The following is a 21760-nucleotide window of genomic DNA, read 5'->3' on the forward strand; positions in this document are numbered from 1 at the left end:
CCAGAAAATTGCATCATTTTGCGAAGTGTAAGCTGGTCAACCTATCAGGCACTGATGGCAGATGTTGGCGAAGATCGGGCGTGGAGAATTGCTTATGATAAAGGAGTCTTAGAACTGAGGATGCCATTACAACAGCATGAAATCCCTAATCGACTAATAGCACGTTTTATTGATACTATCGCCGATGAATTAGAAATTGAGGTGATGGGTGTGGGTGCATTGCTCTTAGAACGAGAAGATTTAAGTCGTGCCATTGAGCCAGATAGTTGCTTTTATATTCAGAATGAAGCTTTAGTCAGAGATAAAATCATTAAACTGCCCAACGATCCTCCTCCAGATTTGGCAATTGAGTCAGATTATACTCGCTCATCCTTGAAGAAATTTACGATTTATGCAGCATTGGGAGTGCCGGAACTGTGGAGATACACGAAGGAAATCCTGGAAGTTTATCAACTCATTGATGGAGAATATCAAAAGTTGGATAAAAGTCTGGCTTTCCCGTTTTTACCTGTGGATGAAATACCCGGTTTTATCGAGCAGAGTAAAGTGGTTGGACAACGATCTGCGGTGCGGTTGTTTCGGGAGAGAATTCGAGAAATTTTAGAGAGTGAGTCAAATACGAACCAGTAATAGCTTGGCAAGCTTAATGAGTGTAGGTTGGGTTGCCTTTGGGTTTCATTACTCAACCTAACCTACATTCTTACTGGTACACTGGTGATTGAGGAATTGATGCATTGATAGCATTTGCTAGATGCTCATATATAGCTTTAAAGGAAAGTGAGATATGGTGGGTTCGTGCGGGTTTCCGCTTCGCGGACATGAATACAAAAATAGTTGTCAGCCTACAAGATTTGGGTATAACCCGCCCCTACAGATCTCTGTAGCGTAAATAAATAGATTTGATATAACTGTGGATCTTAACGAAAATCAAGTTTCTTCAGGTTGTAAGATTGCTACAATAAAAGTCTATGTTTTCCGTTCAACCGCAACGCCATGACTCTCGTAGACTTCCAAGATGAATTTGATATCGTTGTTGTCGGTGCAGGCCATTCCGGGTGCGAAGCAGCCCTTGCCTCGGCCCGCCTTGGATGTCGCACCCTTCTGCTGACGCTGAATTTGGATAAAATTGCCTGGCAACCCTGTAATCCTGCTGTGGGGGGCCCCGCCAAGTCCCAATTAACCCATGAGGTGGATGCTTTGGGGGGAGAAATTGGGAAAATGAGCGATCGCACCTATCTCCAAAAACGAGTCCTCAATGCCTCCCGTGGGCCCGCAGTTTGGGCCCTCCGCGCTCAAACCGATAAGCGCGAATACGCTGCGGTCATGAAAAACATCGTCGAAACCCAAGAAAACCTGGTCTTGCGCGAAGCCATGGCTACCGACTTAGTATTGGGAAACAACGACGAAATTATTGGTGTAGAAACCTACTTTGGGGTCGCCTTCGGATGTCGCGCCGTCATTCTCACCACCGGAACCTTCCTGGGCGGTAAAATCTGGGTCGGTAAAAAATCCATGGATGCTGGACGAGCCGGTGAATTTGCCGCCGTCGGTCTCACGGAAACCCTGAACCGCTTAGGGTTTGAAACCGGACGACTCAAAACCGGAACCCCCGCGCGGGTCGATAAGCGCTCCGTAGACTATAGCAAAATGGAGCGGCAACCCGGAGAAAATGAAGCCGGTTGGTTTAGCTTTGACCCAGAGGTGTGGATTCCACGGGAACAGATGGACTGTTACATTACCCGCACCACTGCCGAAACCCATCAACTCATTCGCGATAATTTGCACCTTTCCCCCGTCTATGGCGGATGGGTAGATGCCAAAGGGCCCCGCTATTGTCCCAGTATTGAGGATAAAATTGTCCGCTTTGCCGACAAGGACTCCCATCAAATTTTTATTGAACCAGAAGGACGCACCATTCCGGAGTTGTATATCCAAGGCTTTTCTACGGGTTTACCGGAAACGTTGCAATTGAGGATGTTGCGCTCTTTACCCGGTTTAGAAAACTGTGTCATGTTGCGTCCAGCCTATGCGGTGGAATATGACTATTTACCCGCGACCCAATGTTATCCCACCCTGATGACAAAAAGAGTCGAAGGTTTGTTTTGTGCCGGACAAATTAATGGCACAACGGGTTATGAAGAAGCAGCCGCCCAAGGATTAGTGGCCGGAATTAATGCGGTGCGTTTGGTACGCGGCCAAGAGCCGATTGTTTTTGCCCGCGAACAGAGTTATGTCGGCACATTGATTGACGATCTCTGTACGAAAGAACTTCACGAACCCTATCGGATGCTCACCTCTCGTTCCGAATATCGGCTGCTGTTGCGCTCCGATAATGCGGATCAACGGTTAACACCTTTGGGTCGAGAAATTGGCTTGATTGATGACCGGCGCTGGAGCCTTTTTACCCAGAAGCAAGAGAAGATTACCGGGGAAAAAGAACGGCTCTATGAAACTCGCGTGAAAGAACACGATCCTGTCGGTAAGAAGATTGTAGCCGATACCGGACAAAAAATAAAAGGGTCGATTACCCTGGCGGATTTGTTGCGCCGTCCCCGGTTCCATTATGAGGATTTGGAGCGCTATGGCTTGGGAGATCTTCAGTTAGCGGCTGAAGAAAAACAAGGAGCTGAGATTGAGATTAAATATTCGGGCTATATCCAACGGCAACAAAATCAAATTGACCAAATTAACCGTCATGCCAATCATAAGTTGCCGGAGAGTTTGGATTATTTCCAAATAGAAACTCTGTCGATGGAAGCCAGGGAAAAGTTAGACCAGGTGCGTCCGTTGACCGTGGGTCAAGCCTCTCGAATTGGTGGGGTTAATCCTGCGGATATGAATGCGCTGTTGATTTATTTGGAGGTACAAAACCGGAGGAAGTTAACGATTAATAATTAATTACAGCGCTTTCCTTGCGTCGCGGATCTGTTTATGTCGGACTTTCGTCCGAAACGCGCGGCAGAAGGGTAATGGGCAGAAGGGTAATGGGCAGAAGGGTAATGGGTAAACCATTTTTCACTCTCCCCATTCCCCTATTCCTTTTGGACGAAAAGAGCGATCGCATGGGGGGTGGTACACCCCTCATCTTTTACTGTTCCCATAAGCTGACGTTATTTTGATAAAGTTTTGTAAAGAATATTAACGTCATTTTCAAAATTCTCTCTGATCGTCTACATTATACTAAAAATACTTCACAAATACTCAAAGCATAACAAAAGCTAATATGTACCTTTTGAAATCTGACAAACATAATAAAACGCAATTAAAATCACAAGTCACTTCCATGGATGCCAATCGAGAAAATGCCCTTTTCAATCAAGCGCCGACGGGGATGCTGGAATGGTCTCTAGAAGGAAAAATCCTGAGAATTAATCCTCGGTTTGCCCATCTGATTGGCTATCACGTATCAGAATTGCAAGGTCATTCGTTGATGGAAATTATTCATCCGGATGATATTGAGAGCGATCGCCAGTTTCTCGATCAACTCTTAGAGGGAGAGTTGCAAACCTTCATGCAAGAAAAACGCTATCTGCATCAAGATGGCTCCATGACGTGGGTTAACTTAGCAGTTTCCCTGATCCATACCAATTCCTCTAGTCCTCCGACTTTGCTCGGAGTTGTCACCGATACCAGCGAGCGCCAAGCGGTATTACGCGATCGCCGCAAAGCGCAACGAGCGCTCAAAGAGAGCGAACGGCGCTTTCGAGCCATCTTTAACTCTGCTTTTGGCTTTATGACGATTCTCTCTCCAGAGGGAGAAATTTTAGAAGCCAACCACACCCTCTTAGAGTTTGCTGGAATGCAACTTTCTGATGTGATCGATCGAGATTTATGGGATGCTCCCTGGTGGCCCCAAGATTGTGCCAATCAGGAACAGATCAAAGCTAAAATTAGGGAAGCAGCCAAGGGTAAAACTCTACGCTCAACGGTGGATTTTTTAGGGGTGAATCAGCAAAGCATCACCGTAGACTTTTCCATGAAACCGGTGATGGACTCTTGCGGGAAAGTGGTGATGCTGATTGCGGAAGGACGAGATATTAGCGATCGCCAAGCCTTGCAAAAAGAACTTGTTTGGCGCGATCAACTCTGGAATGCCTTCTTCAAAGCAGCTCCCATTGGCATGGCGATTCTGGACAAACAAATGCGATTTGTGCAAGTCAATGAAACCCTGGCCAGTACCAATGATACTGGAATTACCGAGCATCTGCGAAAAACCATTGGTGAAATTAACCCCTATCGAGCCACAACGCTCGAACCCCATCTGAAGCAAGTTTTAGCGACGGGTCAACCCCTGCTCAACGTGGAAGTCTCCCATGAAATTCCCCGCTTATCGGGGAATGTGCGTCATTGGTTAGAAAACTACTTTCCCCTCACCACCGAGCAAGGTCAATCGAAAGGAGTGGGGATGATCTGCATTGATATGACCGCTCGCAAACAGGCCGAACATGCCCTACGCCATTCTGAATCGTTGTTAAAAGATAAAAATCAACAGTTACAGGAAACCTTATGTGACTTAAAACGCACCCAATCCCATTTAATTCAAGCGGAGAAAATGTCTTCTCTAGGTCAAATGGTGGCGGGATTAGCCCATGAAATTAATAATCCGGTTAACTTTATCTATGGGAATCTGGCTCACGCAGAAACCTACATGAAAGATTTGGTCGAGATTCTGCAATTGTATCAATACCATTATCCCAAACCCCATCCGGCGATCGCCGAAATCAAGGACATTAAGGATCTCGATTTTCTGCTTGAAGATTTGCCGGAACTCCTCCATTCCATGACTGTGGGTACGGAGCGGATTCGCGAAATTGTCAAATCTATGCGGACGTTTTCTCGCTTAGATGAATCCTCCGTGAAGTCGGTTGATATTCATGAAGGGATTGATAGCACCTTATTGATTCTGCACAATCGCATGAAGGTCAAACCCGATTATTCCGGAATTGAGGTGATTAAAGAGTACGGAAAATTACCGAAAATTGAGTGTTATGCCGGACAACTGAATCAGGTGGTGATGAATATCCTTAGTAATGCCATCGATGCTATTGATGAATCCCTTTGCTCAAAACAAGGCAACTTACAAGAACCTCGTGAAGGCAAAATTCGTATTACCACCCAATTACTCGATGCTGACTGGGTAGAAATTCGGATTCAAGATAATGGAATGGGGATTCCGGAACGGGTCAAACATCGCTTATTCGATCCCTTTTTCACCACTAAACCGGTGGGTAAAGGCACAGGTTTAGGCTTATCGATTAGTTACCAAATTGTGATCAAAAACCATCGGGGTAAAATGGATTGTCATTCGATTCCAGGAGAAGGGACGGAATTTATTATTCAAATTCCCTGCACCCAAAGGGTAACGAGAAAAAATTAATACAGCGCTTCATCGTCTTCCACGTCTGGTTGGGTTGCAAATAGTTTGTGAATCTCGTGAACTAAGCCAATAATCCGATCGCATCTATTGAGTATCTCTTGTTTTTGTCTGCTGTTGCGTTTGGCAAATTCAGTGAAATACGACATTTTTCTTCTTTTGCGTGAGTCATCAGTCTCTGCGAGAGCCTTACCCCCTTTCCATACTTTGGGTTAATAGCGATAAGGAATTCTGGAGTTCTTGGACTCAGTGGGTTGATTTGGCAATTATCATCGTTCAATTAGACTTATTCCATAAATTGGACACCGATAAGGTAAACCCCGGTAAGATGGTTTCACCGTCTAACGTATCCGGTTGAATGCGCTTTTCTACTTTCTGAGATGGGCGATAAATTTCCACCGTTTGCCCTTGGATATCGATCAACCAACCTAGACTAGCACCGTTGTCTAGATATTCTTGCATTTTTGCTTGTAACTCTTTGAGAGAGTCAGTTTTAGAGCGCAATTCTAAGACAAAATCGGGACACAGGGGCGGGAACGTCTCTTGTTGTTCGGGGGTGAGCGCTTCCCATCTTTCGCGCTGCACCCAAGAGACATCCGGCGATCGCGCTGCACCATTGGGTAAACGAAAGGCCGTAGAAGAGTCAAAGACTTCCCCTAGTTGAGCTTCGTCATTCCAGACGATAAAGCGGGCAGTAAATCGGGCATTGCGTTTGCCAGTATTTCCTCCAGTGGGGGGCATAACAATCAATTCTCCGGTCGCGGTTTGTTCCAGACGCAGATCCCGATTGGCCTGTGCCAGTTGGGCAAACTGTTCTGGAGTCACTTGTAACTGTTCAGGAATAATCAGAGTGTGTGTCATCTTCCCGACCTACATTTTTAGGGTTATAGTATCAGAAACAGAGGAAAAAGTGTGCTTAGATTTCCATAAAATCAAAAAGACATCAACCCGGACAATAACTTAAATGAACAGTCTATTGATATATACAAAATATAGACGAAGGATACATAAATTGAATTGGAAAAATCTGATTGAATTCAAAAAAAGCTGGTACGCTTAAAAAGATAAGCAGTCGTAGTGGGCACGCCAGTTATGGTATTCACGTTATCGGTAGAACCAACCCAAACGAATTCACAACGGAGTTTAGGACGGGTATTGGTGGTCGAAGATGAAGAACTGATTCGGGAAACAGTCGCTTTATCCTTACGGGATGAAGGATTTGAGGTGATCGCGGCTGAAGATGGTCGCATGATAGTAGACTTATTTCACCAACAAGATGACGGCAGCGATCGCTCCCTAGACTCGATTGATGCCATCATCCTCGATCTGATGTTACCCTCAATTAACGGTCTCGATCTCTGCCGTTGGCTCCGTCAGAAAGGACAAACCGTACCGATCCTGATTCTCAGTGCCAAAGGCTCGGAAACCGATCGCGTCGTCGGCTTAGAAGTGGGTGCAGATGACTACCTCACCAAACCCTTCGGCGTGCGCGAATTAGTGGCCAGAGTCCGCGCCCTCCTACGGCGTAATCGCTACCCCATCCCCCCATCTAACCCTTCAGTGCTGAGAATCAAAGACATTACCCTATTTCCCCAAGAATGCCGGGTGATCGTCCGCGACCAAGAAATTAACCTCTCCCCCAAAGAATTCCGCCTCCTGGAACTGTTTATGAACCATCCTCGACGAGTGTGGTCGCGAGACCAACTGATCGAACGCATCTGGGAAGCCGACTTCATGGGAGATACCAAAACCGTAGACGTACATATTCGGTGGTTACGAGAAAAAATTGAACTCGATCCGAGTCATCCAGAATATTTACTCACCGTTCGTGGATTTGGATACCGCTTTAGCTAACCCGACTCCCGATTGAGAGTTCGCACCAAAACCGAGACCTTGAGGCGATAATCAAGGGGAGCAATGATTAATTGAGAATGCTGCGATGGTGCCACTATTCGGATTCTTGCTGGGATTAGCAATAGGTTTGATCCTATGGCTAGGATGTCAACTGCGCTTAGAACTACAAATTAAGCAAATCCTACCGGAACTGACTTCCTATTCAGGACTCATGGGCCGCTTCCCCGATCGCCTCCTGCGGGCGATCGCCCATCAACGACAACATCAGCACCATCTACAACAACAAATAGACTACTGGCAATCCATCCTTGCTCGTGCCCCCCTAGGATACTTACAAGTCGATGACCAAAACCAACTGATCTGGTGTAACACCGAAGCCTATAAAATCCTGGGCATCAATCCTCCCCAATCCGACAGTCCCCGTCTCCTGTTAGAAGTTGTCCGCTCCTACGAACTTGACGAACTGATCGAACAAACCCGCACCACCCAAAAACCGGCCGAAAAACAATGGCACTTTCAACCCATCGCCCCCACCCTAGACCCGGAAAACACCAAGCGGCGATCGCTAAAACCCAAAATCGCCCTCAAAGCCTATAGCCTTCCCCTCTCCCAAGGTCGCATCGGAGTCTTCCTAGAAAATCGTCAAGAACTGCTCACCTTAGCCAACCAGCGCGATCGGGCCTTTTCTGATGTCGCCCACGAACTCAAAACCCCCCTCACCTCCATTCGCCTCGTCGCCGAAACCCTGCAAACTCGCCTCGATCCCCCCCTCCGCAACTGGATCGATCGCCTCCTGTCCGAAGTCATTCGCCTCAGCGATATTGTTCAAGTTCTCCTCGATCTGAGCCAACTCGAACGGGAATCGGCCTACAGCCTCAAGTGGAAATCCATCAACCTACCCGACCTGATCCGCTCCTCCTGGTTATCCCTCGAACCCCTAGCCCGACAGAAAGAACTCCAACTCCAATACTCCGGGCCAGAACAGCTCTTTATCCACGCCGACGAACATCGGTTATGCAGAGTCCTCATTAACCTACTCGACAACAGTATTAAATATAGTCCCCTTCGCGACCCCATATGGGTTAAACTGAGCCTAGAAGAATCAACAAGTGTAACCCCCCAATTTTCTCAAAACTTCGTGCATCTTGAAGTGATTGATGGTGGCATAGGCTTCCCAGAAACCGACTTACCCTACGTCTTCGAGCGATTCTATCGGGGAGAACCTTCCCGTGCCAGAGTCCTCTCTAACCCCAAAACTACTCCCATCCCATCTAAAAATGCCTCCGATCCCCAACCAACTCTCTTAACTCACAGTAGTGGATTAGGATTAGCCATTGTGCGGCAAATTGTCGAAGCTCATCAAGGATGGGTAAGCGCCAGCAACCATCCAGAAACCGGTGGAGCCTGGATTGAAGTTTATCTACCTCAGCATCCATACCATTAGAGGAAAATATGGAGGATCAATCAATTGGGGCACAACGGACTTGGATATGGCGAGGATGGCGTATCCGCTATACCTATATTCGCAGTTTATCGCGCTTAGAGGCGATTCCGATTGTGTTATTGCATGGGTTTGGCTCTAGTTTTGCCCAATGGCGCTATAACTTGAAACCCTTGAGCGAGTCACATTCGGTTTATGCGTTGGACTTGCTGGGGTTTGGAATGTCGCAAAAGGCTCCAGAGCGCTATGGTTCGCCGTTATGGATGGCTCAGGTGTATGAATTTTGGCGCACTTGGATTCAGCGCCCGGTGATTTTGGCGGGACATTCTTTGGGGGGTTCGGTGGCGCTGGCGATCGCCGATACTTATCCAGAGATGGTACAAGGCTTAGTATTGTTCACCGTTCCCCCTTCCCGTGAAGAGCTGTTTCAATCTCAAGTACAAGCTAACCTCGCTTCCCTGGAAGGGTTACTCACTCCCCGGTTTTTGCTGGTTCCCCTGTTTCGTCTCCTGTTTTATCCCCCTTTATTGATTCCCTTTGTGCGTCAAGGGTTGCGCTCGGTTTATGTGAATAAAGATCTCGTCGATGAGCAGCTCGTGGAAAGTTTTACGACACCGCCTCAAGATCCGGGAGCGGTAGATGTTCTCTCTCGCCTCTTCCTGTCGAAAAATAATCGGGAGTATACCCCCCATGTGGGGCGCGTGTTTCCCCGGCTAAAAATGCCCGTTTTGCTGGTTTGGGGCAAGCAAGACCCCATTTTTTCAATTCGCCAAGCTCGTGAGCTTGTAGCCCAAAATTCCCAGGCTCAGTTGGTGGAGATTGAAGCAGCAGGGCATTGTGTTTATGATGAACAACCGCAACAGGTGAATCGAGCGCTGTTACAGTGGATTGAGGAAATTACAGAGTAGAGGGGTTTTTGGGGATGTCAAAACCAGCGATTATTGCCCATCGGGGAGCAAGCGGATATCGCCCTGAGCATACCTTAGCGGCTTATGAGTTGGCGATCGCCCAAGGTGCAGAGGCTATAGAATTAGATATTGTCCCCACCAAAGACGGCGAGCTAGTGGTACGCCATGACTCCGAATTAAGCCAAACCACAGATATCCTCACCCATCCAGAATTATCCCATTATCGAACCCCTAAAACCCTCTATGGGCAAACTCTAGAAGGTTGGTTTACCGAAGACTTAACCCTCGCCGAAATCAAAACCTTACGAGCCAAAGAACCCTTCAGTTTTCGCTCCTCTGATTATGATTTTCAATATCCGATTTTAACCCTCTCCGAAGTTTTGCAATGGCATCAAGTCACCCAACAAAAACTCCAGCGTCCCATCACCCTCTATATAGAAATCAAGCATTCCCATTATTTTCGCAGCCTCGGCTTACCCCTTGAAGAGCGGTTAATTGAATTGCTTAAAAACAAAGGATATAAATTTTCCCTCGACCCGATTTTAATTCTATCCTTTGAAATCGAGAGCGTGCAATATTTGCGCTCTTTAACCGATTTGCGTCTCATTCAACTGATGGCACAAGCAGAAGATCGACCCTACGATCGCATGATCAAAGGAGATCCAGTAACCTATCAGGAGTTACTCAGTTTACCCCAATTAACCCAAATCGCCCAATATGCCAGTGGTCTAGGATTACATAAAGAACTGCTCTGGTCAAAGGGTAGACAAGATTTAGTGAACCAATGTCACGATCTCAATTTAACGGTGAATGTCTGGACTTTTCGCCGTGAATCTCAGTTTGTTTTACCCGATTTTTCTGGGGATTGGCAGAAAGAAATGCAAGCATTTATGAATTTGGGCATTGATAGTTTAATTACCGATTTTCCAGATGTAGATCGATAGTAATATCAAGTGCGGTTAAACACCATATTACAAGCTATTCCTCCCATGTTCAGTTATGGACTGGGTACGGAGGCGATCGCCGAATTGCTGGATTTACAGTTGATTGGATTAAGATTGATAGAATTTTGATTGGTCTATTGTAGGGGTGGGTTTCAAACCCACCCTATTGTAGGGGTGGGTTTCAAACCCACCCCTACAATACCTAAAAACCCGATCAACTTCTGAGGGTGACGCTAAATTTCTCGACTAAAGCATCGCGCACCTGTTGATGGATGGGTTCCACATCAGCATCTGCTAACGTGCGATCGCCTGCTCGATAAACCAGACGAAAGGCTAAAGAGCGCTGTCCTTCGGGCACATTTTCCCCTTGATACTGATCGAAAACTGCCACCGATTCTAATAACGAAGAGCCTTTCGGTTGTCCCTTCGCTGCTGCTTTTGCCATCACTTTCTCAATCTCAGCGACGGAAATTTGGCGATCGGCAAAGAAGGCTAAATCGCGATCGCTTCCTGGATAAGTCGAATATCCCTTATAAATTGGTTGCAGCTTTTCATCCTGTTCCAGTGCCGCCAAAATCACCTCTAAATCCAGTTCAAATCCATACACCTCATCCGGTATCTCTAACTCCTGACACAACTGGGGATGGAGTTGCCCAAAGGTTCCTAACCGCTCCCCTTGTAACCATAAGGAAGCCGTGCGCCCTGGGTGAAAGCGCTTGTCCTGTTGATGCGGTTGATACTCTACCTGGTTTTCTGGACTCCCCGAACCGGGTAAAATACCTCCGGGTGTGGATAAACCCACGCGCTCAAACACCGCTTCTAAAAGTCCTTTGGCTTCATACCAGCTTAGGGTTGCCGGTTTGCCACCGCGAATCCAATTGCCCACACTAGAAGCACTAATGATACCGGCTACAGAATCCGCTTCCATGAGTCCATCTTCCTCACGCCAGAAGATTCGGCCCATTTCAAACCCATTCAGGGGGCCATTGCCTTGTTGTAAATTGTACTGAAATGCCAGAATCAGACTCGATAATAACTCCGTGCGTAGGGTGGAATATTCCGTAAACAGGGGATTGGCGATCGCCACCTGAGTCGAATCAGCCGAAAGCAAACTATCCTGGCGCAGATGGCTCAACCCATAGGAATAATGCATCACCTCCGTTAATCCCACCCCTCGCAGAGCTTCCCGCAACTGCCGCACAATCGACTCATCAGCCGGTAGATATCCCGGTTCCGATTGAGCAGGTAGGGTTTCACAGAAATTATCATAGCCATACAAGCGAGCAATCTCTTCAATCAGATCGATTTCCCGCTCTAAATCTCGGTAGCGATAGGGTGGAATAGTGACTAGCCAAGTGGGAGCGCTCCCTTCGACTGCGCTCAGGGAGCGTTCTTGTTGTTCCAAAGTACAGCCCAAAGCCGTTAAAATCCGTTCCACATCCTCCCCTAAAAGCTCCCCTTCCACTGGTTGGGCATCGGGAGATTCGGGATTGGCTAATGGGGAACCCAGCACCTGTTTAACGCGATCGAAACGGAGAGAAATTTGCTTTCCTCCGGTGCGAGTATCCGGTCGAAAATCCGCCACATCCCCCGCGACGACTGCCCCATCTGCCAACTCTTGCAACAGTTGAATCGCCCGCGCTGCCGCCACTTCCAACTCCGCCGGATTCACCCCGCGCTCATACCGCGCCGAAGCCTCCGTTCGCAGTCCTTGGGAGCGAGCGGAACGGCGAGTGACGATGGGAGTAAAGAGGGCAGCTTCGAGTAAAATGCGTGTCGTTTGCTCATCAACTTCCGTGGCTTCTCCCCCCATTACCCCCGCCAGGGCTACCGGTTTGTCATTCGCCGTAATCACCAGAGTCTCCGACTTAGCCGCAGAACCGAGATCGCGAGATTGCCCATCGAGGGTTACCAGGGTTTCCCCCCTGTGGGCAAAGCGTACGCCAATGGTAGGCGATTCTGTACCCGCGACGGTTAAGAGGCGATCGTAATCAAACCCATGGAGCGGTTGCCCCCATTCCAGCAACACATAATTCGTAATATCCACCACATTATTAATCGGACGCACCCCGGAAGCTACCAAACGCTGCTGTAGCCAAGCCGGAGACGGCATCAGTTTCAGTCCTTCAATCACCGCACCGATATAAGCAGGACAGGGATAATTGCTCTCATTCTTCCCCTTGCCGCCTTGCTCATCGAGCTTCACCACCACCTTTCCGTTTTGCCCAGGCGGATTAAACGGCTCCAGATTCGGCAATTTCAGCGTCGCCCCTGTCAGAGCTGCCACTTCCCTAGCAATACCCACTAAACTCAAAGCATCCGCGCGGTTTGCCGTCGAAGTTAGATCCAAAATCACATCATCCAAACCCAACAGGGGACGCACATCAGCCCCCAGGGTTAAGCCTTCTTGGGTAAAAATATGAATCCCTTCTGATTCTTTTTCTAATCCCAATTCCGACAGGGAGCAAATCATGCCAAAAGACTTTACCCCCCGCAGTTTCGCCGGTTTAATTTTTAAGTCAATTTGGCTCAAATGGGTTCCCACCACCGCCACCGGTACGCGAATACCTGCGCGAGCATTGGAGGCTCCACAGACAATATTGAGGGGTTCCGCAGCACCAACATTGACTTGGCAGACTTGCAGCTTATTGGCGTTGGGGTGGGGCGCAGCTTCCATAATTTCACCAACCACCACTCCGTCAGCCCAAGTGCGGCGGTCTTCAATGTCTTCTACTTCAAAGCCTGCCATGGTCAAAGTATGAGCTAATTCATCGGCAGACAGGGTGATATCGACGAGTTCTTGCAGCCAGTTCAGTGAGATACGCATGGATGGGGGTTTGTTCTCTAAAAGTCTCTCTCAATCCTTTGTTTATTGTGCGCTCCTACCGGCCCCTTTGCCAAGATCGTCACCAACTTGCCCTTTGCTATTCTTGTAGAGTGATTAAATTCGATTCATTCAATTAAGCTGATGACTCTAACCATTGCTCTTGAACCTACACCGATAGAGACAGATGCCCACGGGGTTTTACGAGTCGGTAAAACTCGTGTCACCCTGGATACTGTTGTAATCGCTTTTCTTGAAGGGTGTACATGCAAGCAAATAGGGGAGCAATATCCATCCCTTGAGCTATCGGATATTTATCTAGCGATCGGTTACTACCTGAGACATCAGGATGAGGTAAACACTTACTTGGCAGAAAGGCAACGTCAAGCGGATGTGATTCAGCAGGAGGCTGAACAACAGTTTAACCCAATAGGAATCCGCGATCGCTTGCTTGCTAGGCGCAGTCAAACCCAATAACCAAAATGATTAAGTTTCTGGCTGACGAAAACTTTAACAACCAGATTGTAAGAGGTGTTCTTCAGCAAAATCCAGATATCGATCTTGTGCGTGTTCAGGATGTCGGCTTGAAAGGGGCAAGCGATCCGGATGTATTGTTGTGGGCTGCCCAAGAGAAACGGATTGTCTTAACCCACGATGTTGCTACGATGATAACGTTTGCCTACGAACGGATTCAGGCAGGTTTACCCATGCCTGGATTGTTTGAAGTTAAGCGGCGTGTTCCGATAGGGTTAGTGATAGAAGAGATTATTTTAATTGCAGAATGTAGCCTTGATGGGGAGTGGGAAGGACAGGTGAGATTTTTGCCTCTCAAATGATCGGGCACAGCGCAAAAGGTTAATACCCCAAGTCTAACTCTTCTGCTTGAGCAATCAGTTCTTCAAGCGCTGCTTTTTGAGACTCTTCAACCTTCTTTTTATAGTTCATCAGTTCCTCAAATAAAATTCGCCGATGCCGACCAACTTTGCGGTGAGGAATTTCATTTTTGTCCGATAGATCTAGAAGAAATGGACGGGAGATATTGAGTAGGTCAGCAGCTTGCTCAATCGTTAACTCAGCATTGACCGGCATAATGGTTACGGCTTTACCAAGGGCCATCTGTTCGAGAATATCCAAAAGGAGTTGAACTGCCGTTGGAGGAAGGGTTAGCTCTCTCTCAATGTCGCCATCACTCGTTACTGTCAGTTGTAATGGCTTTTGATTGGGAATCAGAGCAGCAAAGGTTTTGCTGGCCTCTCTTGCTATTCGTGCTTCTTCAGCAGTGGCGATCGCGGTTGATTGATTAATACTCATAGCAAGCCTTCCATATTTGTTCCCTCTAGTCTACCTACACCCGTGAGTTACTGCTACTTCTAGGCTGTAGGGTATGATAAAATATTGGCAAAAGAGGGATAAATTGAGGAAAATTATCGATGCAAATTACCATCAACTTACCGCCAGACCTAGAACAAGACCTCATCCGTCAAGCGGAGCAATCTAATATTCCCCTATCGACCTTAATTCTGCAAGTATTACGCCACAGGATCGAAACGTCAACAATTTCATCTTGCCAATGGCCAGAGGCAATATTATCTTATCAAGGAGTCTGGGATTTCCCTGCTTTCGAGTCTTATCGGGATGAACTGCTTCCCCCTCGCGAGCAGGAACTCTTTTAATGCAATATCTCCTTGATACCTGTGCAATTAGCGACTTCATCAAAAGTGTAATCTCTAGTTACAAAATCTGTAGACAGAGGCGATCAATCTACATGAATGGCTAAGGGTGCTATGGAGCTTGAGTAAATCTCCACTTAAAATGGGGTTGATTCAAGCAGTTCCATTGAGAGATTCTAGCATTATCTTCCTGTGAGTGTCCGTTGACCTGAAGACACTTCCCACTAGCCATATTTACCAAATAAACAAATCCATTGCCTGCATCTCTGGTACTCCAAAGGAAATTAGGTCGGTTTTGACAGGGATACTGACTAATCGTTACATTATCACCGTTAGAACTACCATCAACTTGAATACATAGACCAGTAGATCTGGACTTGATAAAGAACTTACCGTTCTGCGAAGAGTTTACCCTTTCCCAGTGCAAATTATACTGATTAACACAATTCCACTGGGTTACAGGAGTGCCATGGTTAAAACTTGGGGGTATATGAATGCATTTATCACTATGTTGTGTTCTTACATAAACAAAATTGTTTTTACAAGTAGGTACTCCAGTAGCAGAGGAGCTAATACCCACGAGTGAAACGGTGACTAATATTGTTTTTAGCAGCGAATTCAATTTCATAATTATTACCTTAGAACCCTATATATATTACTCAAAAAACAGTAGTGGGTCTAGTGGGAAAATATTCTATTGTGTCTTTCTTGTAAAAGCCAAGACCATTTCCTTTAATATGACTTTGTATACTAATGTATACAACTGTGCTGTAAAATACTAAACTGTCTGCTATGATCAGTTATAAGTAAGCGTTTTTCTTGATTATGATTCTCAAAGAAATGTTACATCTTGCCGATGAAATGATATTTACTAAAACCGGTAAGCACTTAGATGATTTGCAGCAAGCCATAGTGCAAGGAACTCTGGAACGCAAAACCTACAAGCAAATTGCTAAGGAGTTTGACTGTTCAGAAAGTCGTGTTCGGGAAGTAGGATCGGAATTATGGAAAATTCTTTCAAAAGAACTGGGAGAAGAGATTAGTAAATCTAATTTTCGAGCAGCTATGCAGAGATCGAAAAATTCTAATGTATTTGCTCAGAATGTATTTAAAAATGTCAGTAGTAGTTTTAATATTTGTGAAAAAACAAGACCAACTGTAGATTTATCAGAAAAATACAATGCTCAATTATTTGACTCTCACGATTTAAGTGAAATGCCAGAATTGGGTGCATTCTACGATCGCGCCTCTGAACTCGAAACCCTAAAAACCTGGATCTTAGAAGACCACTGTCGTATTATCACGCTTATGGGTATCAGTGGCATTGGCAAAACTCAACTCGCTGTACAACTGGTCGAACAGATTAAATCTGAATTTGAAACTGTGGTTTGGCGAAGTCTGGAACATGCGCCCACTTTGAGCGAGTTAGAAGCCGACTTAATCGAAGTGTTCTGTTCTCCTCAAGCTGAAGACGCTTCTGCTGAGAAAAAGAAAGAATTACCCCTAATTAAATATCTACAAAAACATCGCTGCTTGATTGTATTCGATGACATCCAAAACTTGTGCTGTCCTGAAGAACTCGCAGGCAAATATAAACCCGGTTATGAACCTTATAAATCCTTCTTCCGGAAAATCAAAAACTTACCCCATCAAAGTTGCTTGCTTCTCATCGGTTGGGAACACCCTAGAGACTGTATTCCTCTGAATCAGCAATCTTCTGGGGTTCGGATGCTGCAATTAAAAGGTTTAGATCCTGTATCAAGCGAAACTCTGCTCAGAGAGAGTAAGCTAGAGGATGTCGAAAAGTGGCACATTTTGAACCAATATGAAGGCAATCCTTTCTGGTTAAAAAGTGTGGTTTCTCTGATTCAAGAGCTAGAGATTGAGCCAACGGACATATCAGCCGAACCGAGACTATTATTACCGGAAAATGTGAAGGACAATTTACAGGAACAATTCAATCGCTTATCCCCCATAGAACAGCAAGTGCTTCATCTGTTAGCACAAGCAGAGGAACCGGTTAAGTTAGGACAATTGCTGCAAAATCAGGTGCTTTCATCTTCAGACTTAATCAATGCGCTCCATTCCTTGTGCGATCGCTCCTTAATTGAACGGAAAGATAAGCGCTATAGTCTTTCACCAGTGATTCAACAAGCAGTTCATATCCATGATTCCCAAGAGAAGGGTTCAACTTGATGAATTCTTTTAAAGTCACTATCAGCAGAAACTAGGGTTAACCCGTGTTGTACTGCTGTGGCAACAATCCACAGGTCATGGTCAGTAAATCCTAAGTTGATCATACTGGTACGGCGACGCTTATTTTTATCTTTTGGAGCAAAGTAATTAAAAATTGCGGATTTTATCCTGCTATAAATAACCGCTGTTTCTTCATCGATAAAATATAAGTCAATATAAGTTAAAAATGCTTCAACCGCTCGTTTATTTTCTAAGCTTTTTTGGGATTTATCTGTCATGTATAGCAGTTCTGCATAACTAATAATGCTAATTCCAAAACTATCACTTCCATGAGTATTTAATTGATTAATAACTTGGCGATCGCCATTAATAATATAGCTACAGTGGTTAGTATCTAGAAGATAAGACATGGGAATTAAAATTGAGCGGGCGATCGGTTTTTATAGACAATATTCAAGCATTCTTCCAGGTCATCACCTTGCCAAGTTGCCGCAAATTTTACTAAATCTGCGGCCGTTTTACCTCTTTTAATCGGGGGGAGTTTTTGAAAAGAAGATGGTTCAGAGTTTTCTAAGGCTTGAATAGATTCAATAAAGTCACTTACTAAGGCCAGTCGGTCTGGGGAAAGTTGATTAAGTTGAATTGCGATTTTTTGTCGTAAGTTTACTGAATTCATGATTACTTCATTTTTTTTGATTGTTTAACTTGATTTTAGTATAAAACCAGGTTTCCGATCCAGATTTGGGTTAGGGTACAAAGGCGATCGCCACAAAATCCGTATAGATAAATACATTTCTCCGGTGATTAAACAAGCCGTTCATCCAGGATTCCCAAAACAACGGGTCGATCCTTGACTTGATTTTTGTGGCCTCATTGCATTGTGAGAATGATTATCATTTTATATTCAATCTATGACCCTTACATCCAGTGACATCACTCGATCGCCTATAATCGATCCAGAGCGTTCTGAGCAAGAGCGATGACAGCCACGTTACCCACAGCAACACCCCCTGAAATGATCCATCTTTCGGGTATTAGTTGGAAAACCTACGAGCATCTTCTGGAAGAACTGCAAGACCGCCGTTTGCGCTTAACCTACTATCGTGGAAAATTAGAAATCTTGGCTCCTTCACCAGAACACGAACTCTATAAAACAGTCATGGGGCGCTTTGTCGAGACTCTGGCAGAAGAATTAGACATTAATATTTATCCTCTGGGATCGACCACATACAAGCATCCAGAGTTAAGCGGAGCAGAACCTGATGAATGTTTTTATATTCGCAATATTGCTGCCATTCGCGGCCGGCGAAGATTGAAACCGGAAGATCCACCCCCCGATCTGGTCATTGAAATTGATATCACCAGCAGTTCGAGCGATCGCTTGCAGGTTTATGCCTCTTTGGGAGTCCCTGAAGTTTGGATTTATGATGGCAGCACTCTAACTATCCAACAATTACAAAATGAAGAGTATATTGCCTCCACGAACAGTCAATTTTTCCTCAATATTCCCATCCCAGACATTTCCAGATTTCTCCAACAAGCCGAAACGATAGATTATTTAGAATTAATCAAGCGGTTTCGCAATTGGGTCAAAACAGCGCTCTGAATTGATTTCAGACCTTAATGAGGTATCGAGATGAAGATGAAACGGCAGGCGATCGCCCAAGACACGCTAAATATCCTCAACACTGGCGCTTATCATCGGGAGCAAGGGCAACCGGTGAATATTCAACAGGACATTAAAACCTGTTTAGCCCGAACCACATACTACGAACCCGAAACCCTAGTTACTCTTGAAAATCAGGTTCTTTCCCTTGCGCCCCCCTTTGAGCATACGGAGTTTATTGTTAGGAATGAGACGACTTTAGTGGGGGCAGAGCGCCTAGCGCGATCGCAGCAGTTTGAAAGAATTGCCATACTTAATTTTGCCTCCTCTAAAAATCCTGGAGGTGGATTTCTCAACGGTTCGCAAGCTCAGGAAGAAAGTTTAGCTCGCAGTTCAGCATTGTATAAGAGTTTGACTCAGTGCCGAGAATACTACGACTATCATCGCGCTCATCGTAATCTTTTGTACTCCAATCGGATGATTTATTCACCCCATTGTCCCGTTTTTCGCCAAGATGATGGCACATTGCTAGAGGCTCCCTATCGGGTTGACTTTATCACCAGTCCAGCCCCTAATGCGGGGGCGATCGCACGCAATAATCCCGAACAGCTCCAACAAATTCCTCAAGTTTTGGGCGATCGAGCCAGTAAAGTCTTGAGTCTAGCCGCCCATTACAACTGTGATGCCTTAGTCTTGGGCGCTTGGGGATGTGGTGTTTTCAGAAACGATCCCACAGTGGTTGCCCAAACATTTGCTGATTTCCTCCTGCCCCATCAACCCTTTTGGGGACGATTCAAAACCGTATTATTCTCCGTCCTTTCCTCAGACAAACAGCAGCACATCCTGGCTGAATTTGAACGCCGATTTGCAGCGTTACGCCCTGGTAATGAGCAATAGAATGCGATCGACACCCACAAAATCCGGGTTGCTGCGATCGACAAGGGTCGGTTCCGACCATTCGGGTTAAGTTTGGTATAGAGCCTTTTTCTTGCGCTATGCCCTGCATGTCCCAAATTTCGGGCGATCCATACAGTTAACTGTCAACTTCTGGAAAGACAAGGTATGATAATTAAGTAGGGATGCATAACTCAAAAGTCATACCTAGATTGTAATTGATGATTGGATCGCTGAACCCAGTCGCTTGGTATAATTACCCTCAACTTCCAGATAAAGGTAGCAATTAGAGCGACAATGACGATCGAGTTAGGCGCTTAACCTGCGTCATCATCAATCTAGGATCGTCCTATCCTGGCAGTCAAACTTAAGAAGCGAGTAAGGCCTCAATGAGCTACTGCGTTAACCCAGTTTGTCCAAATCCAGAAAATTCTCCCAATGCTCAAGTTTGTGCTGCTTGTGGCTCCAAACTATTGCTTCGAGAGCGTTATCACATCTCTAAACTCTTGGGACAAGGTGGATTTGGGGCGACTTTTCTGGCTCAAAATATATCTCTTCCGGGGAATCCCTATTGTGTCATCAAACAACTCCGCCCGGCTTCAACTTCCCCACAAACTCTGCAAATGGCTAGAGAGCTGTTTCGGCGAGAGGCGAAAACCTTGGGTAAAATTGGCAATCATCCCCAATTGCCGGGTTTGCTGGATTATTTTGAGACGGAACAAGAATTCTATTTAGTTCAGGAGTATATTAGCGGAGCCACGTTAAGCCGAGAGGTGAAGCGGGGAGGGCCGTTTACAGAGGCCGGAATTAAGCAGTTTTTAAGCGAATTATTACCCGTTATTGAGTATATCCACTCCAATCAAGTCATTCATCGAGATATTAAACCGGCTAACTTGATTCGCCGCAATCAGGATAAAAAATTAGTCTTAATTGATTTTGGGGCGGTTAAGGATCAGGTGAATCCGACGGCAGTGGAGAATAGTTCGGATCAAACGGCTTTAACGGCTTTTGCGATCGGGACTCCAGGATATGCTCCCCCCGAACAGATGGCTCTGAGACCGGTTTATGCCAGTGATATTTATGCAGTCGGGGTGACTTGTATTTATTTGCTAACGGGTAAGTCTCCGAAGGATTTGGGCTACGATCCGGCAACGGGGGAGATTTTATGGGAACGACAGGTACAAATCAGCGACCATTTAACCCGTGTGTTGAAGAAAATGCTTGATGGGTCGGTTAAACATCGGTATCAGTCGGCTCAAGATATTTTGAAGGCTTTGGAGTTAGAGCCTTATTTAGATAGTTTGGCTCAGGGGATGTTAACGGGGCCGGTGAAGCCAACTTCAGAGACTTCTTCTAAAGGAACAGGCAGCCGGAATACGGGAAATTCTGGGCCGAGTAGCCATTTGTCTCGGTTTGGGGTGTCGATTCGATCGCGCCAATCCAGGTTACGAGGCGCGGGTAATACGGGGCTTTCTAATACGTCTCTTTCCACTCAGGCCAATTCTGGCCCGACTTCGGGGCCAAGTGCGGGGGGAAATAAGCCCAAGATTCCTACTCGTTTGAAGGAGCAGGAGTTGGCTACTTATTATGCTAAGGGGCGGCGGGATTTTGTCGATCATGATTTGAGTGCCCTCAATCTTCAGGAGATGGTGTTTCCAGAGGCGAATTTCCGGGAATGTAAGTTTGTGAAGACGAATTTTACTCGTGCGAATTTGTTTCGCTCAGATTTTACGAAGGCGCGTTTGAAACAGACGATTTTGCGGGATGCGAATTTGAGTCGGGCTTATTTTAATTATGCCAATTTGGAGGGGGCGGATCTGCGAGGTGCGGATTTGAGTTATGCCTATTTGAGTAGTGCGAATTTGAATGGGGCGAATTTATGCGGGGCGAATTTGACGGGGGCGAAGGTGACGGAGCAGCAGTTGAAACGGGCGCGAACGAATTGGAGGACGGTGTTACCCAAAGGGCGGAAGTAGACTCAATGAGGGAATGCTTCGGGTTAAATTCTTATTCATATCAAGTCCGCTTATTCATGTCCGCGAAGCGGAA

At 46.0% G+C, this 21760-nt stretch carries 21 protein-coding genes; 14 read left to right on the top strand and 7 right to left on the bottom strand.

What is annotated here, in order from left to right; translation table 11 throughout:
* The 3 genes from PJF56_RS13805 to PJF56_RS13815 all read left to right on the top strand — a co-directional run.
* Positions 1–630: Uma2 family endonuclease (locus PJF56_RS13805; protein ID WP_283763263.1), on the top strand; the 630-nt coding region annotated here is incomplete at its 5' end.
* 363 nt (positions 631–993) lie between these two features.
* Positions 994–2898 (top strand): tRNA uridine-5-carboxymethylaminomethyl(34) synthesis enzyme MnmG, encoded by a 1905-nt coding sequence (mnmG, locus tag PJF56_RS13810; RefSeq protein WP_283763264.1) that lies wholly within the window; start codon positions 994–996, stop codon positions 2896–2898.
* A 385-nt stretch (positions 2899–3283) separates the two neighbouring features.
* Entirely contained in the window at positions 3284–5377 is a 2094-nt protein-coding gene (locus tag PJF56_RS13815; protein WP_283763265.1) for a PAS domain S-box protein, read from the top strand.
* Here PJF56_RS13815 and PJF56_RS13820 read toward each other — a convergent pair.
* Both PJF56_RS13820 and PJF56_RS13825 read right to left on the bottom strand, forming a co-directional pair.
* Complete coding sequence (locus tag PJF56_RS13820) at positions 5374–5523, bottom strand: hypothetical protein (protein WP_283763266.1); 150 nt, start codon at positions 5521–5523, stop codon at positions 5374–5376. The two genes, PJF56_RS13815 and PJF56_RS13820, sit on opposite strands and share 4 nt — an antisense overlap.
* Before the next feature lie 127 nt (positions 5524–5650).
* Positions 5651–6235 carry a Uma2 family endonuclease gene (locus PJF56_RS13825; RefSeq protein ID WP_283763267.1) on the bottom strand — a complete coding sequence of 195 codons (585 nt, stop codon included), beginning with the start codon at positions 6233–6235 and terminating at the stop codon, positions 5651–5653.
* A 231-nt stretch (positions 6236–6466) separates the two neighbouring features.
* Here PJF56_RS13825 and PJF56_RS13830 point away from each other — a divergent pair, with 231 nt between their 5' ends.
* The 4 genes from PJF56_RS13830 (at position 6467) to PJF56_RS13845 (ending at position 10521) form a co-directional block, all read left to right on the top strand.
* Positions 6467–7228: a response regulator transcription factor gene (locus PJF56_RS13830; RefSeq protein ID WP_283763268.1), complete on the top strand. Its 762-nt coding sequence runs from the start codon at positions 6467–6469 to the stop codon at positions 7226–7228.
* Between the two features lie 85 nt (positions 7229–7313).
* The gene (locus PJF56_RS13835) at positions 7314–8672 is read left to right on the top strand and encodes a sensor histidine kinase (protein WP_283763269.1); all 1359 of its coding nucleotides are present in this window, start codon (positions 7314–7316) and stop codon (positions 8670–8672) included.
* An 8-nt stretch (positions 8673–8680) separates the two neighbouring features.
* Positions 8681–9577, top strand: a complete 897-nt coding sequence (locus PJF56_RS13840) for an alpha/beta fold hydrolase (RefSeq protein ID WP_283763270.1) — start codon at positions 8681–8683, stop codon at positions 9575–9577.
* 14 nt (positions 9578–9591) lie between these two features.
* Complete coding sequence (locus PJF56_RS13845) at positions 9592–10521, top strand: glycerophosphodiester phosphodiesterase family protein (RefSeq protein ID WP_283763271.1); 930 nt, start codon at positions 9592–9594, stop codon at positions 10519–10521.
* A 214-nt stretch (positions 10522–10735) separates the two neighbouring features.
* Here PJF56_RS13845 and pheT read toward each other — a convergent pair whose 3' ends face one another.
* Positions 10736–13348: a phenylalanine--tRNA ligase subunit beta gene (gene pheT / locus PJF56_RS13850; protein WP_283763272.1), complete on the bottom strand. Its 2613-nt coding sequence runs from the start codon at positions 13346–13348 to the stop codon at positions 10736–10738.
* A gap of 141 nt (positions 13349–13489) precedes the next feature.
* On the opposite strand from pheT, the gene PJF56_RS13855 reads away from it, so the two are divergent.
* Both PJF56_RS13855 and PJF56_RS13860 read left to right on the top strand, forming a co-directional pair.
* Positions 13490–13822, top strand: coding sequence for a DUF433 domain-containing protein (locus tag PJF56_RS13855; RefSeq protein WP_283763273.1), 333 nt, complete (start codon positions 13490–13492; stop codon positions 13820–13822).
* A 5-nt stretch (positions 13823–13827) separates the two neighbouring features.
* Positions 13828–14181 carry a DUF5615 family PIN-like protein gene (locus PJF56_RS13860; protein ID WP_283763274.1) on the top strand — a complete coding sequence of 118 codons (354 nt, stop codon included), beginning with the start codon at positions 13828–13830 and terminating at the stop codon, positions 14179–14181.
* Positions 14182–14200: 19 nt separating this feature from the next.
* Here the strand turns inward: PJF56_RS13860 and PJF56_RS13865 are convergent, their stop codons facing one another.
* Complete coding sequence (locus tag PJF56_RS13865) at positions 14201–14656, bottom strand: helix-turn-helix domain-containing protein (protein WP_283763275.1); 456 nt, start codon at positions 14654–14656, stop codon at positions 14201–14203.
* Positions 14657–14775: 119 nt separating this feature from the next.
* Between PJF56_RS13865 and PJF56_RS13870 the strand changes: the two genes are divergently transcribed.
* A complete protein-coding gene (locus tag PJF56_RS13870) occupies positions 14776–15018 on the top strand; it encodes a hypothetical protein (protein WP_283763276.1) in 243 nt (80 codons plus the stop codon).
* A 109-nt stretch (positions 15019–15127) separates the two neighbouring features.
* Here the strand turns inward: PJF56_RS13870 and PJF56_RS22370 are convergent, their stop codons facing one another.
* A complete protein-coding gene (locus PJF56_RS22370) occupies positions 15128–15643 on the bottom strand; it encodes an RICIN domain-containing protein (RefSeq protein ID WP_430540888.1) in 516 nt (171 codons plus the stop codon).
* Positions 15644–15840: 197 nt separating this feature from the next.
* On the opposite strand from PJF56_RS22370, the gene PJF56_RS13875 reads away from it, so the two are divergent.
* Positions 15841–17211: a helix-turn-helix domain-containing protein gene (locus tag PJF56_RS13875; RefSeq protein ID WP_283763277.1), complete on the top strand. Its 1371-nt coding sequence runs from the start codon at positions 15841–15843 to the stop codon at positions 17209–17211.
* On the opposite strand, the gene PJF56_RS13880 is transcribed toward PJF56_RS13875, so the two are convergent.
* Together PJF56_RS13880 and PJF56_RS13885 are read right to left on the bottom strand one after the other, a co-directional pair.
* Complete coding sequence (locus PJF56_RS13880; RefSeq protein ID WP_283763278.1) at positions 17175–17621, bottom strand: type II toxin-antitoxin system VapC family toxin; 447 nt, start codon at positions 17619–17621, stop codon at positions 17175–17177. The two genes, PJF56_RS13875 and PJF56_RS13880, sit on opposite strands and share 37 nt — an antisense overlap.
* A 5-nt stretch (positions 17622–17626) precedes the next feature.
* The gene (locus tag PJF56_RS13885) at positions 17627–17887 is read right to left on the bottom strand and encodes a hypothetical protein (protein ID WP_283763279.1); all 261 of its coding nucleotides are present in this window, start codon (positions 17885–17887) and stop codon (positions 17627–17629) included.
* Positions 17888–18190: 303 nt separating this feature from the next.
* Here PJF56_RS13885 and PJF56_RS13890 point away from each other — a divergent pair, with 303 nt between their 5' ends.
* From PJF56_RS13890 to PJF56_RS13900, 3 genes are all read left to right on the top strand, one after another.
* Positions 18191–18817 (top strand): Uma2 family endonuclease, encoded by a 627-nt coding sequence (locus tag PJF56_RS13890; RefSeq protein ID WP_283763280.1) that lies wholly within the window; start codon positions 18191–18193, stop codon positions 18815–18817.
* A gap of 36 nt (positions 18818–18853) precedes the next feature.
* On the top strand, positions 18854–19714 hold the full coding sequence (locus PJF56_RS13895; RefSeq protein WP_430540889.1) for a TIGR02452 family protein: 861 nt from the start codon (positions 18854–18856) through the stop codon (positions 19712–19714).
* A 386-nt stretch (positions 19715–20100) separates the two neighbouring features.
* Positions 20101–21687 carry a serine/threonine-protein kinase gene (locus tag PJF56_RS13900; protein ID WP_283763282.1) on the top strand — a complete coding sequence of 529 codons (1587 nt, stop codon included), beginning with the start codon at positions 20101–20103 and terminating at the stop codon, positions 21685–21687.
* The last annotated feature ends 73 nt before the right edge of the window (positions 21688–21760 follow it).

The organism is Roseofilum halophilum BLCC-M91, from assembly GCF_030068445.1.
GTDB classification, from domain to species: Bacteria; Cyanobacteriota; Cyanobacteriia; order Cyanobacteriales; family Desertifilaceae; genus Roseofilum; species Roseofilum halophilum.

What these genes read in the sequence shown, in the direction of transcription:
- PJF56_RS13860 (WP_283763274.1), top strand. Translation starts at nt 13,828, where the DNA reads ATGATTAAGTTTCTGGCTGACGAAAACTTTAACAACCAGATTGTAAGA.
- PJF56_RS13885 (WP_283763279.1), bottom strand. Translation starts at nt 17,887, where the DNA reads ATGAATTCAGTAAACTTACGACAAAAAATCGCAATTCAACTTAATCAA.
- PJF56_RS13820 (WP_283763266.1), bottom strand. Translation starts at nt 5,523, where the DNA reads ATGTCGTATTTCACTGAATTTGCCAAACGCAACAGCAGACAAAAACAA.
- PJF56_RS13830 (WP_283763268.1), top strand. Translation starts at nt 6,467, where the DNA reads ATGGTATTCACGTTATCGGTAGAACCAACCCAAACGAATTCACAACGG.
- PJF56_RS13895 (WP_430540889.1), top strand. Translation starts at nt 18,854, where the DNA reads ATGAAACGGCAGGCGATCGCCCAAGACACGCTAAATATCCTCAACACT.
- PJF56_RS13875 (WP_283763277.1), top strand. Translation starts at nt 15,841, where the DNA reads ATGATTCTCAAAGAAATGTTACATCTTGCCGATGAAATGATATTTACT.
- PJF56_RS13870 (WP_283763276.1), top strand. Translation starts at nt 14,776, where the DNA reads ATGCAAATTACCATCAACTTACCGCCAGACCTAGAACAAGACCTCATC.
- pheT (WP_283763272.1), bottom strand. Translation starts at nt 13,348, where the DNA reads ATGCGTATCTCACTGAACTGGCTGCAAGAACTCGTCGATATCACCCTG.
- PJF56_RS13825 (WP_283763267.1), bottom strand. Translation starts at nt 6,235, where the DNA reads ATGACACACACTCTGATTATTCCTGAACAGTTACAAGTGACTCCAGAA.
- PJF56_RS13835 (WP_283763269.1), top strand. Translation starts at nt 7,314, where the DNA reads ATGGTGCCACTATTCGGATTCTTGCTGGGATTAGCAATAGGTTTGATC.
- PJF56_RS13865 (WP_283763275.1), bottom strand. Translation starts at nt 14,656, where the DNA reads ATGAGTATTAATCAATCAACCGCGATCGCCACTGCTGAAGAAGCACGA.
- PJF56_RS13880 (WP_283763278.1), bottom strand. Translation starts at nt 17,621, where the DNA reads ATGTCTTATCTTCTAGATACTAACCACTGTAGCTATATTATTAATGGC.
- PJF56_RS13815 (WP_283763265.1), top strand. Translation starts at nt 3,284, where the DNA reads ATGGATGCCAATCGAGAAAATGCCCTTTTCAATCAAGCGCCGACGGGG.
- PJF56_RS13855 (WP_283763273.1), top strand. Translation starts at nt 13,490, where the DNA reads ATGACTCTAACCATTGCTCTTGAACCTACACCGATAGAGACAGATGCC.
- mnmG (WP_283763264.1), top strand. Translation starts at nt 994, where the DNA reads ATGACTCTCGTAGACTTCCAAGATGAATTTGATATCGTTGTTGTCGGT.
- PJF56_RS13840 (WP_283763270.1), top strand. Translation starts at nt 8,681, where the DNA reads ATGGAGGATCAATCAATTGGGGCACAACGGACTTGGATATGGCGAGGA.
- PJF56_RS13890 (WP_283763280.1), top strand. Translation starts at nt 18,191, where the DNA reads ATGACAGCCACGTTACCCACAGCAACACCCCCTGAAATGATCCATCTT.
- PJF56_RS13900 (WP_283763282.1), top strand. Translation starts at nt 20,101, where the DNA reads ATGAGCTACTGCGTTAACCCAGTTTGTCCAAATCCAGAAAATTCTCCC.
- PJF56_RS13845 (WP_283763271.1), top strand. Translation starts at nt 9,592, where the DNA reads ATGTCAAAACCAGCGATTATTGCCCATCGGGGAGCAAGCGGATATCGC.
- PJF56_RS22370 (WP_430540888.1), bottom strand. Translation starts at nt 15,643, where the DNA reads ATGAAATTGAATTCGCTGCTAAAAACAATATTAGTCACCGTTTCACTC.